The sequence below is a fragment of the Pseudomonas sp. 2FE genome (genome assembly GCF_005503735.1).
Lineage (GTDB): Bacteria > Pseudomonadota > Gammaproteobacteria > Pseudomonadales > Pseudomonadaceae > Aquipseudomonas.
Window position 1 is genome coordinate 50,307 of sequence record NZ_SCMO01000002.1, and the last position, 19,153, is coordinate 69,459.

Sequence of the window (19,153 nt, forward strand, 5' to 3'; positions counted from 1 at the left end):
GGGAAACTCCGTGGGGCGAGTGGGGCCGGCCCCCGGTCGCGCCACGCCAACAGCCGCAGGCCGGCCTGTTACACTGCAGGCCATTTTCGTTTAGCAGGCCTGTCCCGTGACCTCCACCGCTTTCAATTCGCTGCCGCTGTCCGCCGCCATGCTGGCTAACCTCGAGTCCCTCGGTTATGCCCAGATGACGCCGGTGCAAGCGCAGAGCCTGCCGGTGATCCTCAAGGGCCTGGACCTGATCGCCCAGGCCAAGACCGGCAGCGGCAAGACCGCCGCCTTCGGCATCGGCCTGCTCAACCCGCTGAACCCGCGCTTCTTCGGCTGCCAGGCGCTGGTGCTCTGCCCGACCCGCGAGCTGGCCGACCAGGTAGCCAAGGAAATCCGCCGGCTGGCCCGTGGCACCGACCACATCAAGGTGCTGACCCTGTGTGGCGGCGTCCCCTTCGGCCCACAGATCGGCTCGCTGGAACACGGCGCGCACATCATAGTCGGCACCCCGGGGCGGATTCAGGAACACCTGCGCAAGGGCACCCTGAAACTCGACGGCCTCAACACCCTGGTGCTCGATGAAGCCGACCGCATGCTCGACATGGGCTTCTACGACTCCATCGCCGAGATCCTTCAGCAGACCCCGGCCAAGCGCCAGACCCTGCTGTTCTCCGCCACCTATCCGGCCAGCATCAAGCAGCTGGCGGCCGCCTTCATGCGCGATCCGCAGCAAGTGAAGGCCGAGGCGATGCACGCCGACAGCCAGATCGAGCAACGCTTCTACGAGATCGCCCCCGAGCAACGCATGCAGGCCGTGACCCAGCTGCTGGCGCACTTCCGCCCGCAGTCCTGCGTCGCCTTCTGCTTCACCAAGCAGCAATGCCAGGAGTTGGTCGAGCACCTGCAAGCCAGCGGCATCTCCGCGATGGCCTTGAATGGCGATCTGGAACAGCGCGATCGCGATCAGGTGCTGGCGATGTTCGCCAACCGCAGCTGCTCGGTGCTGGTGGCCACCGACGTCGCCGCCCGTGGCCTGGATATCGAAGCCCTGGATGCGGTGATCAACGTCGAACTGGCGCGCGACTCGGAAATCCACATCCACCGCGTTGGCCGCACCGGCCGCGCCGGTGAGAAAGGCCTGGCGCTGAGCCTGGTGGCCCCAGCCGAAGGCCATCGCGCCCAAGCCATCGAAGACCTGCAAAAGGCTCCGCTGAACTGGCAGCAACTGGACGGTCTGAAGGCGCAAGGCGGGGCGCCGCTGCTGCCACCTATGGTTACCCTGTGCATTGCCGGTGGCCGTAAAGACAAAGTCCGCCCCGGCGACATCCTCGGCGCCCTGACCGGTGATGCCGGCATCCCCGGTGCCCAGGTCGGCAAGATCGCCATCTTCGACTTCCAGGCCTATGTCGCGGTCGAACGCGCAGTCGCCAAACAGGCGCTGCAACGCCTGAACGACGGCAAGATCAAAGGCCGCTCGCTGCGCGTGCGGATGCTCTGAGAACGCCAGGCTGTCTATCTGTTGAGTCTTGAGCTGCGCTGCAGCTCTTTGTAGGAGCGGGCCATGCCCACCCTTTTTCCCCTCGTCCGGCCTCAGAACCCGTGGCGCTGGAAAATCTGCGCGTAACTGCCATCCGCGCGCATCTCCCGCAGCGCACGGTTGAAGGCCGCGACTATCTGCCGATGCTGGGGATGGCTGCGGCGCACCAGGATGTGCAGGCCATTTTCGCTGAGCGGCTTGGGCAGGAACTCCAGCTGCCCTTGCAGCGCGTGCAACTCGCCCTTGAGGTAATAGCGCGCCACCAGTTCGTCCTCCAGGGTCAGTTGCACCCGCCCGGCGGCGAGCATCCGCGCGCCCATGGCGAACCCCATCACCGGGACCTTGTGCAGCCGCGCATCCTGATCGAACTGCGCCTGGTAGGCATAACCGCGCACCGTCGCAATGCGGTAAGGGCGCAAGTCCTCCAACTGGTCGAACTGAATGTCCGCGCCCTTGCGCTGCAAGAAGCGAATGCGGTTGACCAGATAGGCCTCGGAAAACAGCCCGTACTGGGCTCGCTGCGCGTCGTACCAGGCGCCCAGCGCCACATCGTAGTCGCCGGCCTGCAAACCGCGTAATGCCCGCGCCCAGGGCACCTCGATATATTCGCTGGAGTAGCCGGCACGCTGCAGCACGGCACTGACCAGGTCACTGGCCAGGCCATTGTTCGGCAGGCTGGCATCGGTAAACGGCGGCCAGGTGTCGGCCACCAAGCGCAGGGGCTCGGCGTTGACGGCGCAGCAACTGCAAAGCGCCGCCCACAACGCGATACCGCGTGAAAGCCCCATGCCGATCCTCCGTAACCGGTTGCTGGATAAGCCAGCTTAGTCAGGCTGCGCCACGCAACACCAGACCAACCGGCGGGAAACGCCAAGCGCTACGCAAAGCTTGGGGTAAACTGCCGGCCCCAGCGGACTCTACGCGGGGCTTTGATCAGGGTTTTGAGGGTGTGGCTGTGCTCGGTACAGATGTAGTGATTCTTGGCGCCGGTGCTGCCGGCTTGATGTGTGCGCTGACCGCCGCCGGGCGCGGGCGCAAGGTCCTGCTGCTGGACCACGCCAACAAGGCCGGCAAGAAGATCCTCATGTCCGGCGGCGGCCGCTGCAACTTCACCAACATGTACACCGAACCGGGCAACTTCCTCTCGCAGAACCCGCACTTCTGCAAATCCGCCCTGGCGCGTTACACCCAGTGGGACTTCATCGAGCTGGTGAGCAAACACGGCGTGCCCTACCACGAGAAAAAGCTCGGCCAGCTGTTTTGCGACAACAAGGCCAGCGACATCCTCGGCCTGCTGCTCGCCGAGTGCGAGCAGGCCGGCGTGCAACTGCTGCTGAACACCTCGATCCAGCAGATCGACAAAGCCGCCAGCGGTTACCAGTTGCACACCAGCGCCGGGCCGCTGGGCTGCGAGTCCTTGGTGATCGCCACCGGCGGCCTATCGATCCCGACCCTCGGCGCGAGCGGCTTCGGCTATCAGGTGGCCAAGCAGTTCGGCCATAACCTGCTGCCGACCCGCGCCGGGTTGGTGCCGTTCACCATCACCGATCAGCTCAAGGCGCTCTGCGGCGAGCTGTCCGGCACCTCGGTGGATTGCCTGGTGAGCTGCAATGGCGAGAGCTTTCGCGAGAACCTCCTGTTTACCCATCGCGGCCTCAGCGGCCCGGCGATCCTGCAGATCTCGTCGTACTGGCAGCCGGGTCAGGCGGTGGCAATCAACCTGCTGCCCGAGCATGACGTGCCGAGCTGGCTGCTGGAGCAACAGGCGCAGCGGCCGAACTCCGAGCTGAAGACCCTGCTCGGGGAGATCTTCACCAAGAAGATGGCCAACCTGCTGGCCGAACACTGGTTCGTCTCCAAGCCGATGAAGCAGTACAGCCCGGGCGAGTTGAGCACGATCGCCGAGCAACTGGCGAGCTGGCAGCTGGTGCCGGCCGGCACCGAAGGCTATCGCACCGCCGAAGTGACCTTGGGCGGCGTCGACACCAAGGAAGTCTCCTCGAAGACCCTGGAATCGCTGAAATCGCCGGGCCTGTACTTTATCGGCGAAGTGCTCGACGTCAGCGGCCACCTCGGCGGCTTCAACTTCCAGTGGGCCTGGGCCTCGGGCTACGCGGCGGCGCAGTACGTCTGAACCGGCACGGCCCTTGTGGGAGGGGCCGCTTACCGCGTCCAAAAGCATCGCGGACAAGTCCGCTCCTACCAGAGCCGAGCGCGGTGCTGCGCGTGAAGTGGGAGGGGCTTTAGCCGCGACTGCCGTAGCTGAGAGCCCCCATCACTGCTGCGGATTCAGGCACTCTGCCCGAACAGCAGCTTGCGCGCCTCTGCACTCGCTAGTGCCTGCGGATCGCGATTGACCTCCTCGGCCAAGACATAGGCGCGCCGCACTGCCGGGCGGGCCGCCATACGCTCGAGCCAGAGCGCCATCTGCGGGAAGTCTTCGAGCTTTTGCTGCTGGCCTTGCCATAACTTGGCCCAGGGATAGATCGCCATATCGGCGATCGAATAATCCCCCGCCACGTACTCGCGCCCGGCCAGCTGGCGATCCAGCACGCCATACAGGCGCGCGGTTTCCTTCACGTAGCGCTCGATGGCGTAGGGAATCTTTTCCGGCGCGTATTGATTGAAATGGTGGTTTTGCCCCGCCATCGGCCCGACCCCGCCCATCTGCCAGTACAGCCATTGCCGTACCTGGAAGCGCGCACGGATGTCCTGCGGCAGGAAGCGTCCGCTTTTCTCCGCCAGGTATTCGAGGATAGCTCCGGACTCGAACAGGGACAGCGGCGCGCCGCCATCGGCCGGAGCGTTGTCGACTATCGCCGGAATCCGGTTGTTCGGGGCGATCTTCAGGAAGTCCGGGTGGAATTGCTCGCCCTTGCCGATATGCACCGGGCGCACACGGTAGTCCAGGCCCGTCTCTTCCAGGAAAATGGATACCTTGTGCCCGTTGGGCGTAGTCCAGTAGTAGAGATCGATCATGTTGTTTCTCCTCGTTCACGCCGCCCGCTTGACCGGGCCTAGTTGCGCTTCGTATTGACCGAGCAGGCGCTGAAACCACGCGCCCACCGGCGAATCGCTATCCCAGGGCTGCTCGCCCAGGCTCCAGGCCCAGAAGAAGAAGCCCGCCACTAAGTAGTCGGCAGCCGCCGGCGCGGAACCGTCCAAATAAGCTTGCGTCGCCAGCAACCTGTTCAGCGGCGGCAAGGCCTGCTGCAACGAGGCCTGGCCGGCGACCGGGTCGGCGAACTCTTCCAGCGGCAGGCCCAGCTTCTGCTCGCGGCTTTGGCGGAAATAGGCGTGATCGGCCGGATCGATGACCGCATGGATGCGCAGCACCAAGGCCTTGAACAGGCCCGCAGGCAGGCTGTGCTGGATCAACTGGTCGATCAGCCCGAGGCGCGCGCTGCTCAGGGCGTCGCCCAGCAGCGGCTTGGCCGGGTAGCGCTGGTCCAGGTAGCGGAAGATCGCCAGGCTATCGCTCACCACCGCCTCGCCATCGCGCAGCACCGGCACCAGCGGCTGACCGGAGAAGGCCAGCTGCGCCTTGTCGGTGAAACGTAGCGGGCGGCTGACGAAGCTCAACCCCTTGTGCAGCAACGCCAGGCGCACCCGCCAGCAGTAAGGGGAAAACACCAGTTCCGGCTCGGCACCGCACAGCTCGTAGAGTTCGCGCATCTCACTCTCCTTTTAAGGGACCGATAGGTCCAAAATTAAGCAAAAAATTTACTGCAGGGTGTTCATGGTTAGCTCGACCACTGCCTCGATCGCGGGCTTCGCCACCCCGGCCTTGACCTGAGTGCGCAAGCCACTCATCACGCAGTGCAGGTAGCTGGCCAGGGCATCCACATCGGCCGTAGGGCTCAGCTCGCCGCAGGCCTGGGCGCGCTGCAAGCCTTCGCGCAGGACTTGGCGGATGCGTTCGACGCCACGCCGCAGCAGCTCGGCCACGGCCGGGTCGGCCTGGGAGAACTCATTGGCCACATTCACCAACATGCAGCCGCGCGGGTTGCCGTCGGCACCGACATCATCCAGCACGCTGAGCAGCCAGCCGCGCAGGAATTCCCGTGGCGATTCCGCCACCAGCAGGCGCGCGCGCAGTTCGCGGCCGCGTTGCTCCCCGTAATTGCAAAACGCCGCCTCGAACAAGGCCTGCTTGTTGGCGTAGGTCTGGTACAGGCTGCTCTTCGACAGACCGGTCGCCGCCAGCAGGTCTTGCAGCGAGCTGGCCTCATAGCCGCGCTGCCAGAAGACCTGCATGGCCTGCTCGAGCACGACTTCGGGGTCGAATGATTTAGGGCGTCCGCGAGTCATGGGGCAAATTTAGGACCGATAGGTTCATAAGTCAACTGGGCCGGGCAAAAAGCTCGCTGCCGAGGCCAACAGCATCGCGGCCAAGGCCGCTCCTACAAGAAGCCGCCGCCGCAGTGTTGCGCGGGGTGTAGGAGCGGATTTATCCGCGAAGCCGAGTCCGATAACGGCGCCGAGCCCGCAGAAAGAATGCCGCGCTGCTCTGGCGGGAGGGGGTTTAACCGCGACTACCGTGTAGGCCGGAAGTCCCCATCGCGGATAAATCCGCTCCCACAGGGGAGAACTGGCCGCCCCGCAAGAGAGGGGCGGCGGGCGGGCCTTTGCAGGAGCCGACTCGGTCTGGCTGGCTAGCGCCCAGTCTTATTGAGGCAACCGCTCGACGAAGTACCGGGCGAAGCTGTGCACATCCCCCGGCCAGCGCGCGGAGATGTAATTGCCGTCGCAGACCACCCAGGCCGGGCGGCTGTCATCGAGGCTGTCCCGGTGCAGGCCACTGGTCTTGCGCAGGTGGTCCGGTGCCTCCGCTGGCACCTCGAGGAAGTCATTCGGACTAGCCAGGGCGCGGCTCACCTCGGCCTGCACGCTCCTATAGCCGGCCGACTCGCCGGGCTGTTCCAGATAGGTCCGGTAGTAATTCGGCGCCCAGAAACGGCCGTAGAAACGCGTCAGGTTCCAGGCGCTCTTCTCCATCGTCCAGGTCAGGCCGGTGGTCTTGCGCCCGTAGAGCGCGGAACGGCCGTCCGTCGCCTTGCTCCGCGCGGCCAACACCACGCCATGACAGATCGCCGCCAGCGGCTTGTCGCTGGCGAAGAAGGCGCCTACGAAGCGCTGCAATACCTCGCTCTCCAGATAGTCGCGCATGCCCCGTGCCCAGTGCCCGCCGGGCAGCAGCAGGCCGTCGAAGTCCGCCACCGCGAGCTGCTCATAGCGCAGCGGCTGGCGGAACTGCGCATCCGCCAGCAGCGCCTGATAGGCCGCGCGCGCGCCGCGCCGGGCACGCAGGAGCAGGCCGAGCAGCCTGAACTGGCGCAAGCCGGGAATCCAACCCCAGGGGTCCAGGCCTACGCCCGTCAGCATCAGCGGATCGCCCCGGGCCGGCCGCCCGTCCGGCGTGGCGAAGCACACCCGATAGCCCGCCGCGCGCACTATCTGCCAGCTCAGCGCGACCTCGCTGGGGTCGAAATCGCGGTTCGGCAAAGGGATCACAACGGTCTTGGCGGGCATCGCGGCACTCCTCGGCGGGAAATGCCCAAGCTTAGGCTGGGCGCGCCTGGCGCGGCGAGTGGCCCAGCAGGCCAAGATATAAAAACTCGTCATCCCCGCGCAGACGTAGGGTGGATAACGCTCTCTTTATCCACCAACGAAGCAACCCGGATTCCCCATGGTGGAAAACCGCTTTGCGGGTTTTCCACCCTACGCAACTGAGCACATCTTCGTAGGAGCCGGGATGACGCGCCTAGAGATGCTCCAGCACGCTGGTGGCCGACTGGTATGGCAAGCCGTGGGCCTCGGCCACGCTGCCGCAGGTAATCAGGCCTTTGGCGACGTTCAGCCCATTGAGCAGATGCGGGTCGTCTTCCAGGGCGCGCCGTGTGCCTTTTTCCGCGAGCGCGATGACGAACGGCAGGGTCGCGTTGTTCAGCGCCAGGGTCGAGGTGCGCGCCACCGCCCCGGGCATATTGGCCACGCAGTAATGCACCACCCCGTCGACCACGTAGGTCGGCTCGGTGTGGGTGGTGGCTTTCGAGGTTTCGGAGCAGCCACCCTGGTCGATGGCAACGTCCACCAGCACGGCGCCGGCCTGCATCTGCCGGACCATCTCCGCCGTGATCAGCTTCGGCGCCGCGGCACCGGGGATCAGCACCCCGCCGATCACCAGATCCGCCGCCAGCACCTGCTCGCGCAGGGCCGCACGGGTCGAATACAGCGTGGTGATGCGATTACCGTACTGCGCGTCCAGACGACGCAAGACATCGACGCTCTTGTCCAGCACCGTGACATTCGCGCCCAGCCCCACCGCCATGGCCAGCGCATGGCTGCCGACCACGCCGCCGCCGAGGATCACCACCTTGCCCGGCGCCACCCCGGGCACCCCGCCGAGCAGCACGCCGCGCCCGCCCCGGGCCTTTTCCAGGCAACTGGCGCCGGCCTGGATCGACATCCGCCCGGCGACTTCGGACATCGGCGCCAGCAGTGGTAGACGCCCTTGCGCGTCGGTGACGGTTTCATAGGCGATGCAAATCGCCCCGGAGGCCATCAACTCCTCGGTCTGCGGCAGATCCGGCGCCAGGTGCAGGTAGGTGAACAGCGTGTGCTCCGGGCGCAGCCGGGCACGCTCGTCGGCCAGCGGTTCCTTGACCTTGACGATCAGCTGCGCCTCGGCGAACACCTGGGCGGCGTCCTTGCCGATCTGCGCGCCGGCCGCGCGGTAATCCTCGTCGCTAAAGCCGATGGCGGCGCCCGCCTGAGTCTGCACCCAAACCTGGTGGCCGAGCCCGCTCAGTTCGGCCACCGACTGCGGCGTCAGGCCGACGCGGTATTCGTGGTTCTTGATTTCCTTGGGCACTCCGATACGCATGACAACCTCCAAATCGGTGAGCAGTAGTTTTCACACCACCTGTTTACCGGGCCACTCAGGTCTTTGGCGACAACTCGGCCATGCCCTTCAACAGCTCGATCGGCAGCGGGAAGACGATGGTCGAGCTCTTGTCGCCGGCGATCGCACCGAGCGTCTGCATATAACGCAGCTGCATGGCGCCGGGTTGGCGGCCGAGCATCTCGGCGGCCTGCATGAGCTTTTCCGAGGCCTGCAACTCGCCCTCGGCGTGGATCACCTTGGCCCGCCGTTCGCGCTCGGCCTCGGCCTGTTTGGCGATGGCGCGGATCATCGACTCGTTGAGGTCGACGTGCTTGATCTCCACGTTCGACACCTTGATGCCCCAGGCGTCGGTCTGCGCGTCCAGCACCTGCTGGATGTCGACGTTGAGCCGTTCGCGCTCGGCGAGCAGCTCGTCCAGCTCGTGCTTGCCGAGCACCGAGCGCAGGGTGGTCTGCGCCAGTTGGCTGGTGGCCATGAGAAAGTCCTCGACCTGGATGATCGCCCGCTGCGCGTCGAGCACGCGAAAGTAGATCACCGCGTTGACCTTCACCGAGACGTTGTCGCGGGTGATCACGTCCTGCGTCGGCACGTCGAGCACCACGGTGCGCAGATCGACCCGCACCACCTGTTGGATCGCCGGGATGATGATCACCAGCCCCGGCCCCTTGACCTTCCAGAAGCGTCCGAGTTGGAATACCACGCCGCGCTCGTACTCACGGAAGATGCGGATCGCCGAGACGATCAGCACTATCAGCAGCACCAGCAGGGCGCCAAAACTCAGTGGAAAACCCATGACTAGCCTCCTTGTGGCGGCGTCTCGTCAGCCGCCGCGACATCCAACAGCAGGCCCTTGCGCGCCAGTACCCGCACCCGTTGACCGGGCCGCAGCGGCGCCTGGCTGAGCACCTGCCAGTTTTCCCCTTGCAACTTCACCCAGCCGCCGAGCGGATTGCCCTCCTGCAGCGCGGCCACTTCCACCAGGCTGCCGACCAGCCCCGCATCGCCGCTGACCACCCGCCGGCGCTGTGCCTTCAGCGCCATGCCGAGGAGGGTCACGATCAGCAGCGCGCTGGTGAGGGCGACGCCGACGATCAGCCCGAACGGGATGCCGAAGCCCGGCACCTCGGTGTCGATCAGGATCACCGCGCCGACCACGAAGGCGACTATGCCGCCGAAGCCGATCACGCCGAAGCTGGGCATGAAGGCCTCGGCGGCCATCAACGCCATGCCGAGCAGAATCAGGGCGATCCCGGCATAGTTCACCGGCAGCAGTTGCAGGGCGTAGAGCGCCAGGATCAGGCAGATGCCGCCGACTACCCCGCCGATGCCCGTGCCCGGGTTGGAGAACTCGAAGATCAGCCCATAGACGCCGATCATCATCAGGATCAGCGCCACGCTGGGGTTGGTGATCACCGCCAGCAGCTTAGTGCGCCAGTCCGGCTCGTGGCTGATCAGCGCGGCGTCGGCCGTTTGCAGCTTCAGCTCCCGGCCGGCGGCGCTCAGCGTCTTGCCGTCCAGTTGCTTGAGCAGGTCGCCCAGATCGACCGCCAGGTAGTCGATCACCTTCAGTTTCAGCGCCTCCTCGGCGGACAGGCTGACTGCCTCGCGGACCGCCAACTCGGCCCATTCGACGTTACGCCCACGCAACTGGGCCAGGCCGCGGATATAGGCGGCGGCATCGTTGACCTGCTTCTTGGTCAGGGCATCGTCCGCCTCGGCGGCGGGCTGGGTTTTGTCGGCCTCGGGTGCCGCGGGTTGTTCCGGCTTCTGCGGTGGCGCGCCCGGCATGCCGCCGATCTGCACCGGCGTGGCGGCGCCGAGATTGGTGCCCGGCGCCATGGCGGCGATATGGCTGGCATAGAGGATATAGGTGCCGGCACTGGCCGCCCGCGCACCGCTCGGTGCCACATAGCTGGCCACCGGCAGCGGACTGGCGAGAATCGCCTTGATGATCGCGCGCATCGAGGTGTCCAGCCCGCCAGGGGTGTCGATGCTGAGCACCACCAACTGCGCCCCCTCGTCCACCGCCCGCGCCAGCCCGCGCACAATGTAATCGGCGCTGGCCGGGGCGATCGCACCGTCCACCGTCAGCACCACGACTGCGCCCGCGGCCGGCCCCGCATCCGCAGCCGGCAGCGGCCCGGTCGGTAGCCCGGCCAGCGCCAGCAGCAAGAGCACACTGCGCCACCACTGACTGCTCACAGGACCCTCCTGGTAAATACCCATGGGCCGCCCTACCGGCGGCGGCTGATAGCTGAGCAACGGCTGAAACGACCACGGCAATTCACTCAACCTTGGCTTACAGCAGCGTTTGGTTTCAGCTTAGTTGACGCAGGGCGTACGCGAAGGCTGTCCGCTCAACGCACGATTTTTGCTAAAAAGTCTGCACAGCCGGTTCGCAGCGGCGCGCATATCCGCTCTAATCGATCTCTCGCCAACCGGATCGTTCGCCTCTGATGCCTTCCCGCTCACTCAGCCACTCCCTGCGCCGCCTGTGGGCGCTGGATAAGTTCAGCTACAGCCTGCGCGCGTTTATCGCCCTGACCGGCAGCATGGCGCTGTCTTGGGAGCTGGACGCGATGCACCAGCTGATTCCGCTGTTCCTCGGCATCATCGCCAGCGCCCTGGCGGAAACCGATGACAGCTGGCAAGGCCGGCTGACGGCGCTGCTGGTGACACTGGGCTGCTTCAGCGTGGCGTCGGTCGCGGTTGAGTTGCTGTTCCCCTATCCCTGGTTATTCGTCGGCGCGCTGGCGCTGGCGAGCTTCGGCCTGACCATGCTCGGCGCGTTGGGCGAGCGCTATGGCAGCATCGCCCAGGCCACCTTGATCCTCTCGGTGTACACCATGATCGGGGTCGATCAACGCGGCGGCACGACCGTGAACTTCTGGCACGAACCCTTGCTGCTGGTGGCCGGGGCGGCGTGGTATGGCCTGCTGTCGGTGCTCTGGCAGGCGCTGTTCGCCCATCAACCGGTGCAGCAGAGCCTGGCGCGCCTGTTCCGCGAACTGGGCCACTACCTCAAGCTCAAATCCGCCTTGTTCGAACCGGTGCGCGGACTGGATGTGGAACAACGCCGCCTGCAACTGGCGCAACAGAACGGTCAACTGGTGGCCGCGCTCAACAGCACCAAGGAAATCATCCTGCACCGCGTCGGCGATGGCCGGCCCGGGCCGAAAGTCAGCCGCTACCTGAAGCTGTACTTCATGGCGCAAGACATCCACGAACGCGCCAGCTCCTCGCACTACCCCTACAACGAGCTGGCCGAGGCCTTCTTCCACAGTGATGTGCTGTTCCGCTGCCAACGCCTGCTGCGCCAGCAGGGCGAGGCCTGTCAGGCGCTGGCCCAGGCCATTCAGCTGCGCCAGACGTTCGAGTACGGCGGCCTGCCGACCCAGGCTCTGAGCGATCTGCAAGCCTCGCTGGAGCACCTGCGCAGCCAGAGCAATCCGGCCTGGCGCAGCCTGTTGCGCTCGCTGCGCGCGCTGGCCAGCAACCTCGGCAGCCTGAATAACCTGCTGGGCAACGCCAACAACCCGGATGCCCTGGCGGAGGAACAGGACAGCAGCCTGCTCGACCGCTCGCCGCACTCGCTGAAGGACATCTGGACCCGCCTGCGCCTGCAGCTGACACCCACTTCGCTACTCTTCCGCCACGCCCTGCGCCTGGCGCTTGCCCTGAGCGCCGGCTACGGCGTGTTGCACCTGATCCACCCGAGCGAAGGCTACTGGATCATCCTCACCACGCTGTTCGTCTGCCAGCCAAACTACGGCGCCACCCGGCGCAAACTGGTGCAGCGCATCAGCGGCACGGTGATCGGCCTGGTGCTCGGCTGGGCGCTGTTCGACCTGTTCCCCAGCGCGCTGATCCAGGCCCTGTTCGCGGTAGCCGCCGGCGTGGTGTTCTTCGCCAATCGGGCGACCCGCTACACCCTCTCCACCGCCGCCATCACCCTGATGATCCTGTTCTGCTTCAATCAGATCGGCGACGGCTATGGGCTGATCGTGCCACGCCTGGTCGATACCCTGCTCGGCAGCCTGATCGCCGGCCTCGCGGTGTTCCTGATCCTGCCGGACTGGCAAGGTCGGCGGCTCAATCAAGTGGTGGCCAACACCCTCAGCTGCAACAGCCATTACCTACGGCAGATCATGCAGCAGTATGCCAGCGGCAAACGCGACGACCTCGCCTACCGCCTGGCCCGGCGCAATGCGCACAACGCCGACGCCGCGCTCTCCAGCACCCTGGCCAATATGCTCATGGAGCCCGGTCACTTTCGCAAAGAGGCGGATATCGGCTTCCGCTTCCTGGTGCTTTCACACACCTTACTCAGCTACCTCTCGGCCCTCGGCGCGCACCGTGGCGAAGCCTTGCCCAGCGCCGCACCGCCCAGCCTGCTCAGCGAGGCCGCCACGCGCCTGACCAACAGCCTCGATGAAGTGGCGCAGAACCTGGCGAGCAAAACCCCGATCAGCATCCACAGCGATGCCGAAGAAAACCTCGCCAAGGCGCTGGAGCAACTGCCGGAAGACATGGACGACCGCGAGCGCCTGGTGCAAAGCGAACTGGCGCTGATCTGCCGCCAACTCGGCCCGCTGCGCACCCTCGCCGCGCACCTGCTGCGTGACCGCGTGGCCATCAGCACCTGACAACATGGCCAGCGCCACGCGCCGCATGCCGCTCGCATGAGCGATAGCGGCGCAGCCCCGCGCCGACGGACTAAAGCGCCTACAGCCCGTGGCGTTTGAACAGTGCGGCATAACTGCCGTCGGCCTTCATCGCCTTGAGCGCCCGGTTGAACGCCGTGACGATCTGCGCATGCTGCGGGTTCTGCAGGCTGACCAGAATATGCAGGTTGTTCTCGCTGAGCGGCTTGGGCAAAAACTCCAGGTCATCACGCACGCTGCTCGGCTCGCGGTCGAGGTAATAGCGCGCGACGAACTCATCCTCCAGCGTCAGGTTGACCCGCCCGGCATGCAGCATCCGCGCCGCGCTGGCAAAGCCGAGCACCGGAACCTTCTGCAAACTGCTGGCGCTATCGAACTCCGCGCCGTAGCCATAACCGCGCACCACCGCGATATTGAAGGGCTGCAAGTCCGCCAGCGAGGCGAAGTCAATCGGCGAGTCCTTGCGCTTGAGCAAGCGCACCCGATTGAGCAGATAAGGCGAGGAAAACTGCCCGAGCTGGGTGCGTTCCTCGGTGAACCAGGCGTTCACCAGCACGTCATAACTGCCCACCTCGATCCCATGCAGCGCCCGTGCCCAAGGCACCTGCACCTGCTCCGTGGCGTAACCGGCACGCGTCAAGGCGGTGTTGACCAAATCGGTGGCCAGGCCGCCGTTCGGCAAACTCTGATCGGTAAACGGCGGCCAGACATCCGCCACCAGACGCAACGTCTGCGCTGACGCGCCGGTCGTCAGCAGCCACAACACACACAAAAGCAGAGCACGCGGCATGGGTTTCATCCTTTTTATTCTTCTTATTCTTTGCAATCCATGCGGGCCAACAGCCGTAACCCGCTACTCCCAACCTAGGGTCGCAGCCCCCTCCAAGCCCAGCGTCGCAGCAATCGCCACACCACTAATGGCCACCAGCCATTAATAAACCAGATTCCAACACACGGCTAGTGGCGACAAGCGATTCATCCAAGTCGCCCGTAACGGTTCCAGCAATACCCCCAGCTCAGAGCCTTCGCGCCCGACAATGCCCCTCAAGGCTCGCAACGAAAACAGCGCGGCGTCGGTCAGAACGCTAAGATCGCGGCCCCCGCAGTTGTACATCGCGGTCGGTATTTCCGGCGCGACCCAGCACTGTGGCCGGGGGTGTAGGACTCCAACCTCATCGTTGCGACCAACAAGGACGAAGAAGCCCCGATCGTCCAGGTGGCCGGCAACCCATCAGTGGCTCTTCGCCTGGCGGATGCGCAAGGCGATAAAGCCAAGAATGAACAGCGCGATAGGGGTCATGTAGGTTGCAGCGGTCAGTGGCTCGATCTTCAGCCCGATGGTGTGCAGACCTTCGAACACCAGTTTGAACAGGCTGAGCAGGTAGTAACTGATGGCGATCAGCGAGAGCCCTTCGACCGCCTTCTGAATCTTGATCTGGGTATTGGCCCTGCTGTTCAGGCTATGGAGGATCTCTGAGTTTTGCGCTTCGACCTCGACCTGAACCCTGGCCTGGAGCAACTCGCTCAGGTTGGCGACGCTGCGCCCCAGTCGTTGCAGGCGTTGATCGGTGGCCGCGCAATAGCGGACTGTCGGTTTGAAGCGCCGTTCGATGAAGACGCCCAGCCGCTGGCAGTCACCCAGATGGGCCTCGCGCAGCTCACCGATGCGCTCGAAGACGATCTTCGAATAGGCGTCGGTCGCGCTGAAGCGCCGGCGGGCGCGTGCCGTGCAGCGCACTATGCGTGCGGAGAGTGCGGCGATGTCGTTGAGCAGGTGCTTGGCATCGCCGGAAGCGGTTTCAGCATTGCTGTCGGAAAGGCTGGTCAGTTCCTTGTCGAAGTCCTTCAGCGAGGCACTGATGGACTGCGCGACCGGCAGCGTCAGTGACGCCATCATGCGATAGGTTTCGATCTCCAGCAGGCGCCGGATCATGCGACCCAGGCGATAGGCATTCAAGCCGCGATTGATCAGCAGAATCCGGTTCATACCCTCCTGGTCGAGCTTGAAGTCACTCCAGACCGTGGCATCGCCACCACCGACACTCGAGCCGGCCGGGTCCTTGAAGCCATAGAAAGCATAATCGCCGGCCCAGCTCTGCTGCGTTTCAACCTGGATCAGATCGGCATTGATTATCCGATCGCGGTGGGCTTCGACTATGCCCTTGAGAACCGCGGGAAGCGGCTGCCAGATATCAGCGGTCTCGCCGTCGGACTTGGGCGCGACCAACGTCAAGGTAAAAAACTCGGTGTGCCGTTCCCACTTCAACGCAAAGGTCCCAAGCTTGATCAGCCCTTGCGGCGTGCTGCGATCATAAGGCGCGCCAGCCTGTTCATAGAGGCCACTGATTATCGCGTCGCACTGATCATCGGGGTCGATAAAGGCCAAGTGGTAGACATAGGCAGGCCCGTCGAAATAGATCGAGGGACGCGAATGCAGTTCGTTATGCAGCGCTTTTCGCAGAGGGTGCATCGGCAGCTCACTTCAAAACGGGAGAGGGCTTTAGGAGTGACGTGTCCGCTCTCGAATTGGGTCACAGGCAGGCCGCAAGTTTCTTCGCGGCAAAGCGTGATTCGGCTCCCGCTTAGGCCAATCACCACTATCGGTTGCGCCCCATAGCATCAAGTGTTACAGCCTGCCGGCAGCCGCCCCCCTGCGCACTGCCTAAACTTTCACTAGGGGAGTTTTGATAACCAGTGGCCCTGCAGTATTCGACAGGGTATGGAGGTGCATCATGCGTATGGCAAAAACTTTACAGCGCAGTCTGGAACAGGCGCATTGCGAATTCGACATCGTTGCCCACCCGCATTCGGCGAGCAGCCTGGAGACGGCTCGCGTGGCCGGCATTCCGGCGGAACGGGTGGCCAAATCGGTGATTCTCGATGATCGGCACGGCCGTTATCTAATGGCGGTGGTACCTGCCAGTCGGCACTTGGACCTGGACAAAGTGCGTGGCGCAGAGCAGTGGCAACTCACCAACGAAAGCACGATCGCCGGTCTGTTCACGGACTGCGAGCGCGGGGCCGTGCCGGCGTTGAGCGAACCTTACGGGATGAACATGGTGGTCGACCCGATGTTGACCCGGCAGCAGGACATTTACCTGGAGGCCGGCGATCACAAGAGCCTGGTACACATGCGCATGGATCAGTTCCTCAAACTGGTGCCCAGCGCCGAGGTGTGCGAGGTCTGCCACTAGCGGCCACCATGCAGCTACACAGGCCAGTACAACGCCCAGTTGACGCGACAGGCGCTCAACGGGGCGGGGGGGAGAGGTGCCGCTACGTGGCGGCCAAACCGGCTGTACCCGCGCGCTTCTACTTCCGGCGCTCGATCGGTTGCCGTCAGCCGCACCGGGTAGGGCGAGGCCATCTGCCGGCCTGACCCCCAAACCTCCTGAGACATCGGGCAGCGGGAGCTACGCCTGTGCGGGAGCAAGGCAAATAGGCTTTCAACAACGCCCAAGGCAAACCAAAGGAACAAATCCTCCCGCCGCGGTCGATCTGCACTACGGTTTTAGCTGAGGCGGCGGCTGCCGGGCCAAGCGTCTGCGGCCTACTCACCAACCCAAGTCGGCGCTCTGGAGAACCCCATGCAATCACCCATGCACAGTCTCCCGTCCCTGTTCCAACAGCTGGGGCTGCCTGCTGACCCCGCCAGCATCAGCGCCTTCATTTCCACCCACTCGCCCCTGCCAGCCTCGTTGTCCCTGGCGGACGCGTCGTTTTGGACGGCGGCGCAAGCGGCTTTTCTGCGCGAGGAAATCCTCGAGGATGCCGACTGGGCCGAGGTCGTCGATCAGCTCAACCTGATGCTGCGCAAATAACCCAAGAGTAAGGACGGCAAGCACGCTAGCGCGCGGCGTCCGACGCCTGGCGGCCTTCCAGCTCGCGGTAGGTCAGATACAGGCGCAAATCAAACTCCAGCTGGTGATAGCCCGGCTGCATGTACTCACAGAGCTGATAGAACGCCTTGTTGTGCTCGTGCTCTTTCAGGTGCGCCAGTTCATGCACCACGATCATCCGGAGAAACTCCGGCGCCGCCTCCTTGAACAAGGACGCCACACGAATCTCCTTCTTCGCCTTGAGCTTGCCGCCTTGCACCCGCGAGATCGCCGTGTGCAGGCCCAAGGCACGATGCGTCAGGTCGAGGCGATTATCGAACAGCACCTTATCGATGCTCGGCGCGCTCTTCAGGTGCTCCTGCTTCAATGCCAGGGTGTAGGCGTACAGCGCCTTATCGCTTTGCACCGCATGCCGTGCCGGGTAGCGCTGGCTCAGGTAGTCGCCCAGGCGCTGTTGCGCGATCAGCTGGCGTACCTGATCTTGCAGGGTGGCGGAGTAAGCCTGGAGGTATTTGAGCGGGGTCATGCTGCTGGTCGTGTGCCGGGGCCGACAGTGTACCTAAGGCGACTGTTTCTCTCATCCTGGTCTGGCCAGCGAGTTGCCGGCCGGCCGCGCAACAAAAAGCCCGCAGCGCTGCGGGCTTTTTGTTGCGCGCGATGAGCGCGAGGCGATCAGTTCACCTTGGCGTTCAGCTCACCCTTGGCGTACCGCTGGAACATGTTTTCCAGGGAGATCGGCTTGATCTTCGAGGCGTTGCCGGCGGTGCCGAAGGCTTCGTAACGGGCGATGCAGACATCGCGCATGGCCTTGACGGTTTCGCCAAAGAATTTGCGCGGGTCGAACTCGCTCGGGTGCTGGGCCATGTAACGGCGCATGGCTCCGGTGGACGCCAGACGCAGGTCGGTGTCGATGTTGACCTTACGCACGCCGTGCTTGATGCCCTCGACGATTTCTTCGACCGGCACGCCGTAGGTTTCCTTAATCTCGCCGCCGTATTGGTTGATGATCGCCAACCACTCCTGCGGCACCGAGGACGAGCCGTGCATCACCAGGTGGGTGTTGGGGATGCGCGCGTGGATCGCCTTGATCCGGTCGATGGCGAGGATGTCGCCGGTCGGCGGCTTGGTGAACTTGTAGGCGCCGTGGCTGGTGCCGATGGCGATGGCCAGGGCATCGACCTGGGTCTTCTTGACGAAGTCGGCGGCCTCTTCCGGGTCGGTCAGCATCTGGCTGTGATCGAGCACGCCTTCGGCGCCGATGCCGTCTTCTTCGCCGGCCATGCCGGTTTCCAGGCTACCCAGGCAGCCCAGCTCGCCTTCCACCGACACGCCGCAGGCGTGGGCCATGGCCACGGTCTGCTGGGTGACGCGAACGTTGTACTCGTAATCGGTCGGGGTCTTACCGTCTTCACCGAGGGAGCCGTCCATCATCACCGAGCTGAAACCCAGCTGGATCGAACGCTGGCACACGTCAGGGCTGGTGCCGTGGTCCTGGTGCATGCACACCGGGATATGCGGGAACTCTTCGATCGCGGCGAGGATCAGGTGGCGCAGGAACGGCGCACCGGCGTATTTGCGCGCGCCGGCGGAGGCCTGCACGATCACCGGGGAGTCGGTCTTGTCCGCCGCTTCCATGATGGCGCGCATCTGTTCCAGGTTGTTGACGTTGTAAGCCGGAACGCCGTAGCCGAATTCGGCGGCGTGGTCCAGCATCTGGCGCATGCTGATAAGTGCCATGGTTTACCTATCTCCCGGTTGGGGTCGTTAATCGTGCAAGCCTGCCACGGGGCGGGCCTTGTATAGAGCAAATTGTATAGGGCGAATAACGCACTGCGTTATCCGCCATGACAGCGCCAAACGGCGAATCGATCTCGCCTGCCCTGCCACTTGAATCCTTACCGGGCTTTGCAGCCGCGGCCAATCAGGTCGTTGCTGGCGACCCAGTAAAGCAAACCTTCCTCGCCCTTGCTGTGAAAGGCCAGCACGCCATCGCTATAGAACGCCCCCGAGGCGGCCGGTTCCTGCTTGAGACGGTAGACGATATCACCGCCCCCCAGACGCAGATCGATCGCCTCCTGACTGCTAGCGGCGAAACGCCAGAGCACTTCGGCCTGGCTGTCGCAGACCCAACGCGTCCACTGCTCCGGCGGCTGCGGCGAGCCGGCACAAGCGGCCAACAGCACGAATGCCGCCACGGCAAAAAGGCCTTTCATCCAAC

Annotated in this window: 18 protein-coding genes; 5 read left to right on the forward strand and 13 right to left on the reverse strand. The window is 64.5% G+C overall.

Features of this window, described 5'->3' with window-relative positions:
* The first annotated feature begins 106 nt into the window (after nt 1-106).
* A complete protein-coding gene (gene dbpA, locus FFS12_RS05355) occupies nt 107-1,486 on the forward strand; it encodes an ATP-dependent RNA helicase DbpA (RefSeq protein ID WP_137885887.1) in 1,380 nt (459 codons plus the stop codon).
* Between the two features lie 92 nt (nt 1,487-1,578).
* Here dbpA and FFS12_RS05360 read toward each other — a convergent pair whose 3' ends face one another.
* Nucleotides 1,579-2,313, reverse strand: coding sequence for an ABC transporter substrate-binding protein (locus FFS12_RS05360; protein ID WP_137885888.1), 735 nt, complete (start codon nt 2,311-2,313; stop codon nt 1,579-1,581).
* Nucleotides 2,314-2,480: 167 nt separating this feature from the next.
* On the opposite strand from FFS12_RS05360, the gene FFS12_RS05365 reads away from it, so the two are divergent.
* Entirely contained in the window at nt 2,481-3,659 is a 1,179-nt protein-coding gene (locus FFS12_RS05365; protein ID WP_137885889.1) for an NAD(P)/FAD-dependent oxidoreductase, read from the forward strand.
* A 155-nt stretch (nt 3,660-3,814) separates the two neighbouring features.
* Here the strand turns inward: FFS12_RS05365 and FFS12_RS05370 are convergent, their stop codons facing one another.
* The 7 genes from FFS12_RS05370 to FFS12_RS05400 all read right to left on the reverse strand — a co-directional run bounded on the left by FFS12_RS05370 (nt 3,815) and on the right by FFS12_RS05400 (nt 10,634).
* On the reverse strand, nt 3,815-4,504 hold the full coding sequence (locus FFS12_RS05370) for a glutathione S-transferase N-terminal domain-containing protein (RefSeq protein ID WP_137885890.1): 690 nt from the start codon (nt 4,502-4,504) through the stop codon (nt 3,815-3,817).
* 15 nt (nt 4,505-4,519) lie between these two features.
* Nucleotides 4,520-5,200, reverse strand: a complete 681-nt coding sequence (locus FFS12_RS05375) for a glutathione S-transferase N-terminal domain-containing protein (RefSeq protein WP_137885891.1) — start codon at nt 5,198-5,200, stop codon at nt 4,520-4,522.
* Nucleotides 5,201-5,248: 48 nt separating this feature from the next.
* Nucleotides 5,249-5,836: a TetR/AcrR family transcriptional regulator gene (locus tag FFS12_RS05380; RefSeq protein ID WP_137885892.1), complete on the reverse strand. Its 588-nt coding sequence runs from the start codon at nt 5,834-5,836 to the stop codon at nt 5,249-5,251.
* A 357-nt stretch (nt 5,837-6,193) separates the two neighbouring features.
* Nucleotides 6,194-7,057 (reverse strand): type 1 glutamine amidotransferase domain-containing protein, encoded by an 864-nt coding sequence (locus tag FFS12_RS05385; protein ID WP_137885893.1) that lies wholly within the window; start codon nt 7,055-7,057, stop codon nt 6,194-6,196.
* 232 nt (nt 7,058-7,289) lie between these two features.
* On the reverse strand, nt 7,290-8,411 hold the full coding sequence (ald, locus tag FFS12_RS05390; RefSeq protein ID WP_137885894.1) for an alanine dehydrogenase: 1,122 nt from the start codon (nt 8,409-8,411) through the stop codon (nt 7,290-7,292).
* A 55-nt stretch (nt 8,412-8,466) separates the two neighbouring features.
* Nucleotides 8,467-9,225 (reverse strand): slipin family protein, encoded by a 759-nt coding sequence (locus FFS12_RS05395; protein WP_137819352.1) that lies wholly within the window; start codon nt 9,223-9,225, stop codon nt 8,467-8,469.
* A gap of 2 nt (nt 9,226-9,227) precedes the next feature.
* Nucleotides 9,228-10,634, reverse strand: a complete 1,407-nt coding sequence (locus FFS12_RS05400; RefSeq protein WP_256657282.1) for a nodulation protein NfeD — start codon at nt 10,632-10,634, stop codon at nt 9,228-9,230.
* A gap of 254 nt (nt 10,635-10,888) precedes the next feature.
* Between FFS12_RS05400 and yccS the strand changes: the two genes are divergently transcribed.
* On the forward strand, nt 10,889-13,078 hold the full coding sequence (gene yccS / locus FFS12_RS05405; protein WP_137885896.1) for a YccS family putative transporter: 2,190 nt from the start codon (nt 10,889-10,891) through the stop codon (nt 13,076-13,078).
* 79 nt (nt 13,079-13,157) lie between these two features.
* Here yccS and FFS12_RS05410 read toward each other — a convergent pair whose 3' ends face one another.
* Nucleotides 13,158-13,895: an ABC transporter substrate-binding protein gene (locus FFS12_RS05410; protein ID WP_137885897.1), complete on the reverse strand. Its 738-nt coding sequence runs from the start codon at nt 13,893-13,895 to the stop codon at nt 13,158-13,160.
* Nucleotides 13,896-14,327: 432 nt separating this feature from the next.
* Nucleotides 14,328-15,566, reverse strand: coding sequence for a DUF3422 domain-containing protein (locus FFS12_RS05420; RefSeq protein WP_137885899.1), 1,239 nt, complete (start codon nt 15,564-15,566; stop codon nt 14,328-14,330).
* Nucleotides 15,567-15,828: 262 nt separating this feature from the next.
* Between FFS12_RS05420 and FFS12_RS05425 the strand changes: the two genes are divergently transcribed.
* Nucleotides 15,829-16,290 carry an aminoacyl-tRNA deacylase gene (locus tag FFS12_RS05425; protein ID WP_137885900.1) on the forward strand — a complete coding sequence of 154 codons (462 nt, stop codon included), beginning with the start codon at nt 15,829-15,831 and terminating at the stop codon, nt 16,288-16,290.
* A 393-nt stretch (nt 16,291-16,683) separates the two neighbouring features.
* Nucleotides 16,684-16,917, forward strand: a complete 234-nt coding sequence (locus tag FFS12_RS05430) for a DUF2789 domain-containing protein (protein ID WP_137885901.1) — start codon at nt 16,684-16,686, stop codon at nt 16,915-16,917.
* Nucleotides 16,918-16,942: 25 nt separating this feature from the next.
* On the opposite strand, the gene FFS12_RS05435 is transcribed toward FFS12_RS05430, so the two are convergent.
* The 3 genes from FFS12_RS05435 to FFS12_RS05445 all read right to left on the reverse strand — a co-directional run bounded on the left by FFS12_RS05435 (nt 16,943) and on the right by FFS12_RS05445 (nt 19,148).
* On the reverse strand, nt 16,943-17,461 hold the full coding sequence (locus FFS12_RS05435) for a M48 family metallopeptidase (RefSeq protein WP_137885902.1): 519 nt from the start codon (nt 17,459-17,461) through the stop codon (nt 16,943-16,945).
* A 146-nt stretch (nt 17,462-17,607) separates the two neighbouring features.
* Entirely contained in the window at nt 17,608-18,672 is a 1,065-nt protein-coding gene (gene fba, locus FFS12_RS05440) for a class II fructose-bisphosphate aldolase (RefSeq protein ID WP_119952761.1), read from the reverse strand.
* A gap of 158 nt (nt 18,673-18,830) precedes the next feature.
* Complete coding sequence (locus FFS12_RS05445; protein ID WP_137819338.1) at nt 18,831-19,148, reverse strand: MliC family protein; 318 nt, start codon at nt 19,146-19,148, stop codon at nt 18,831-18,833.
* Nucleotides 19,149-19,153: the final 5 nt, after the last annotated feature.

Coding starts and splice junctions, on each gene's coding strand:
- FFS12_RS05360 (WP_137885888.1), bottom strand. CDS start 2,313: ATGGGGCTTTCACGCGGTATCGCGTTGTGGGCGGCGCTTTGCAGTTGC.
- FFS12_RS05370 (WP_137885890.1), bottom strand. CDS start 4,504: ATGATCGATCTCTACTACTGGACTACGCCCAACGGGCACAAGGTATCC.
- FFS12_RS05375 (WP_137885891.1), bottom strand. CDS start 5,200: ATGCGCGAACTCTACGAGCTGTGCGGTGCCGAGCCGGAACTGGTGTTT.
- FFS12_RS05380 (WP_137885892.1), bottom strand. CDS start 5,836: ATGACTCGCGGACGCCCTAAATCATTCGACCCCGAAGTCGTGCTCGAG.
- FFS12_RS05385 (WP_137885893.1), bottom strand. CDS start 7,057: ATGCCCGCCAAGACCGTTGTGATCCCTTTGCCGAACCGCGATTTCGAC.
- ald (WP_137885894.1), bottom strand. CDS start 8,411: ATGCGTATCGGAGTGCCCAAGGAAATCAAGAACCACGAATACCGCGTC.
- FFS12_RS05395 (WP_137819352.1), bottom strand. CDS start 9,225: ATGGGTTTTCCACTGAGTTTTGGCGCCCTGCTGGTGCTGCTGATAGTG.
- yccS (WP_137885896.1), top strand. CDS start 10,889: ATGCCTTCCCGCTCACTCAGCCACTCCCTGCGCCGCCTGTGGGCGCTG.
- FFS12_RS05410 (WP_137885897.1), bottom strand. CDS start 13,895: ATGAAACCCATGCCGCGTGCTCTGCTTTTGTGTGTGTTGTGGCTGCTG.
- FFS12_RS05420 (WP_137885899.1), bottom strand. CDS start 15,566: ATGCACCCTCTGCGAAAAGCGCTGCATAACGAACTGCATTCGCGTCCC.
- FFS12_RS05425 (WP_137885900.1), top strand. CDS start 15,829: ATGCGTATGGCAAAAACTTTACAGCGCAGTCTGGAACAGGCGCATTGC.
- FFS12_RS05430 (WP_137885901.1), top strand. CDS start 16,684: ATGCAATCACCCATGCACAGTCTCCCGTCCCTGTTCCAACAGCTGGGG.
- FFS12_RS05435 (WP_137885902.1), bottom strand. CDS start 17,461: ATGACCCCGCTCAAATACCTCCAGGCTTACTCCGCCACCCTGCAAGAT.
- fba (WP_119952761.1), bottom strand. CDS start 18,672: ATGGCACTTATCAGCATGCGCCAGATGCTGGACCACGCCGCCGAATTC.
- FFS12_RS05445 (WP_137819338.1), bottom strand. CDS start 19,148: ATGAAAGGCCTTTTTGCCGTGGCGGCATTCGTGCTGTTGGCCGCTTGT.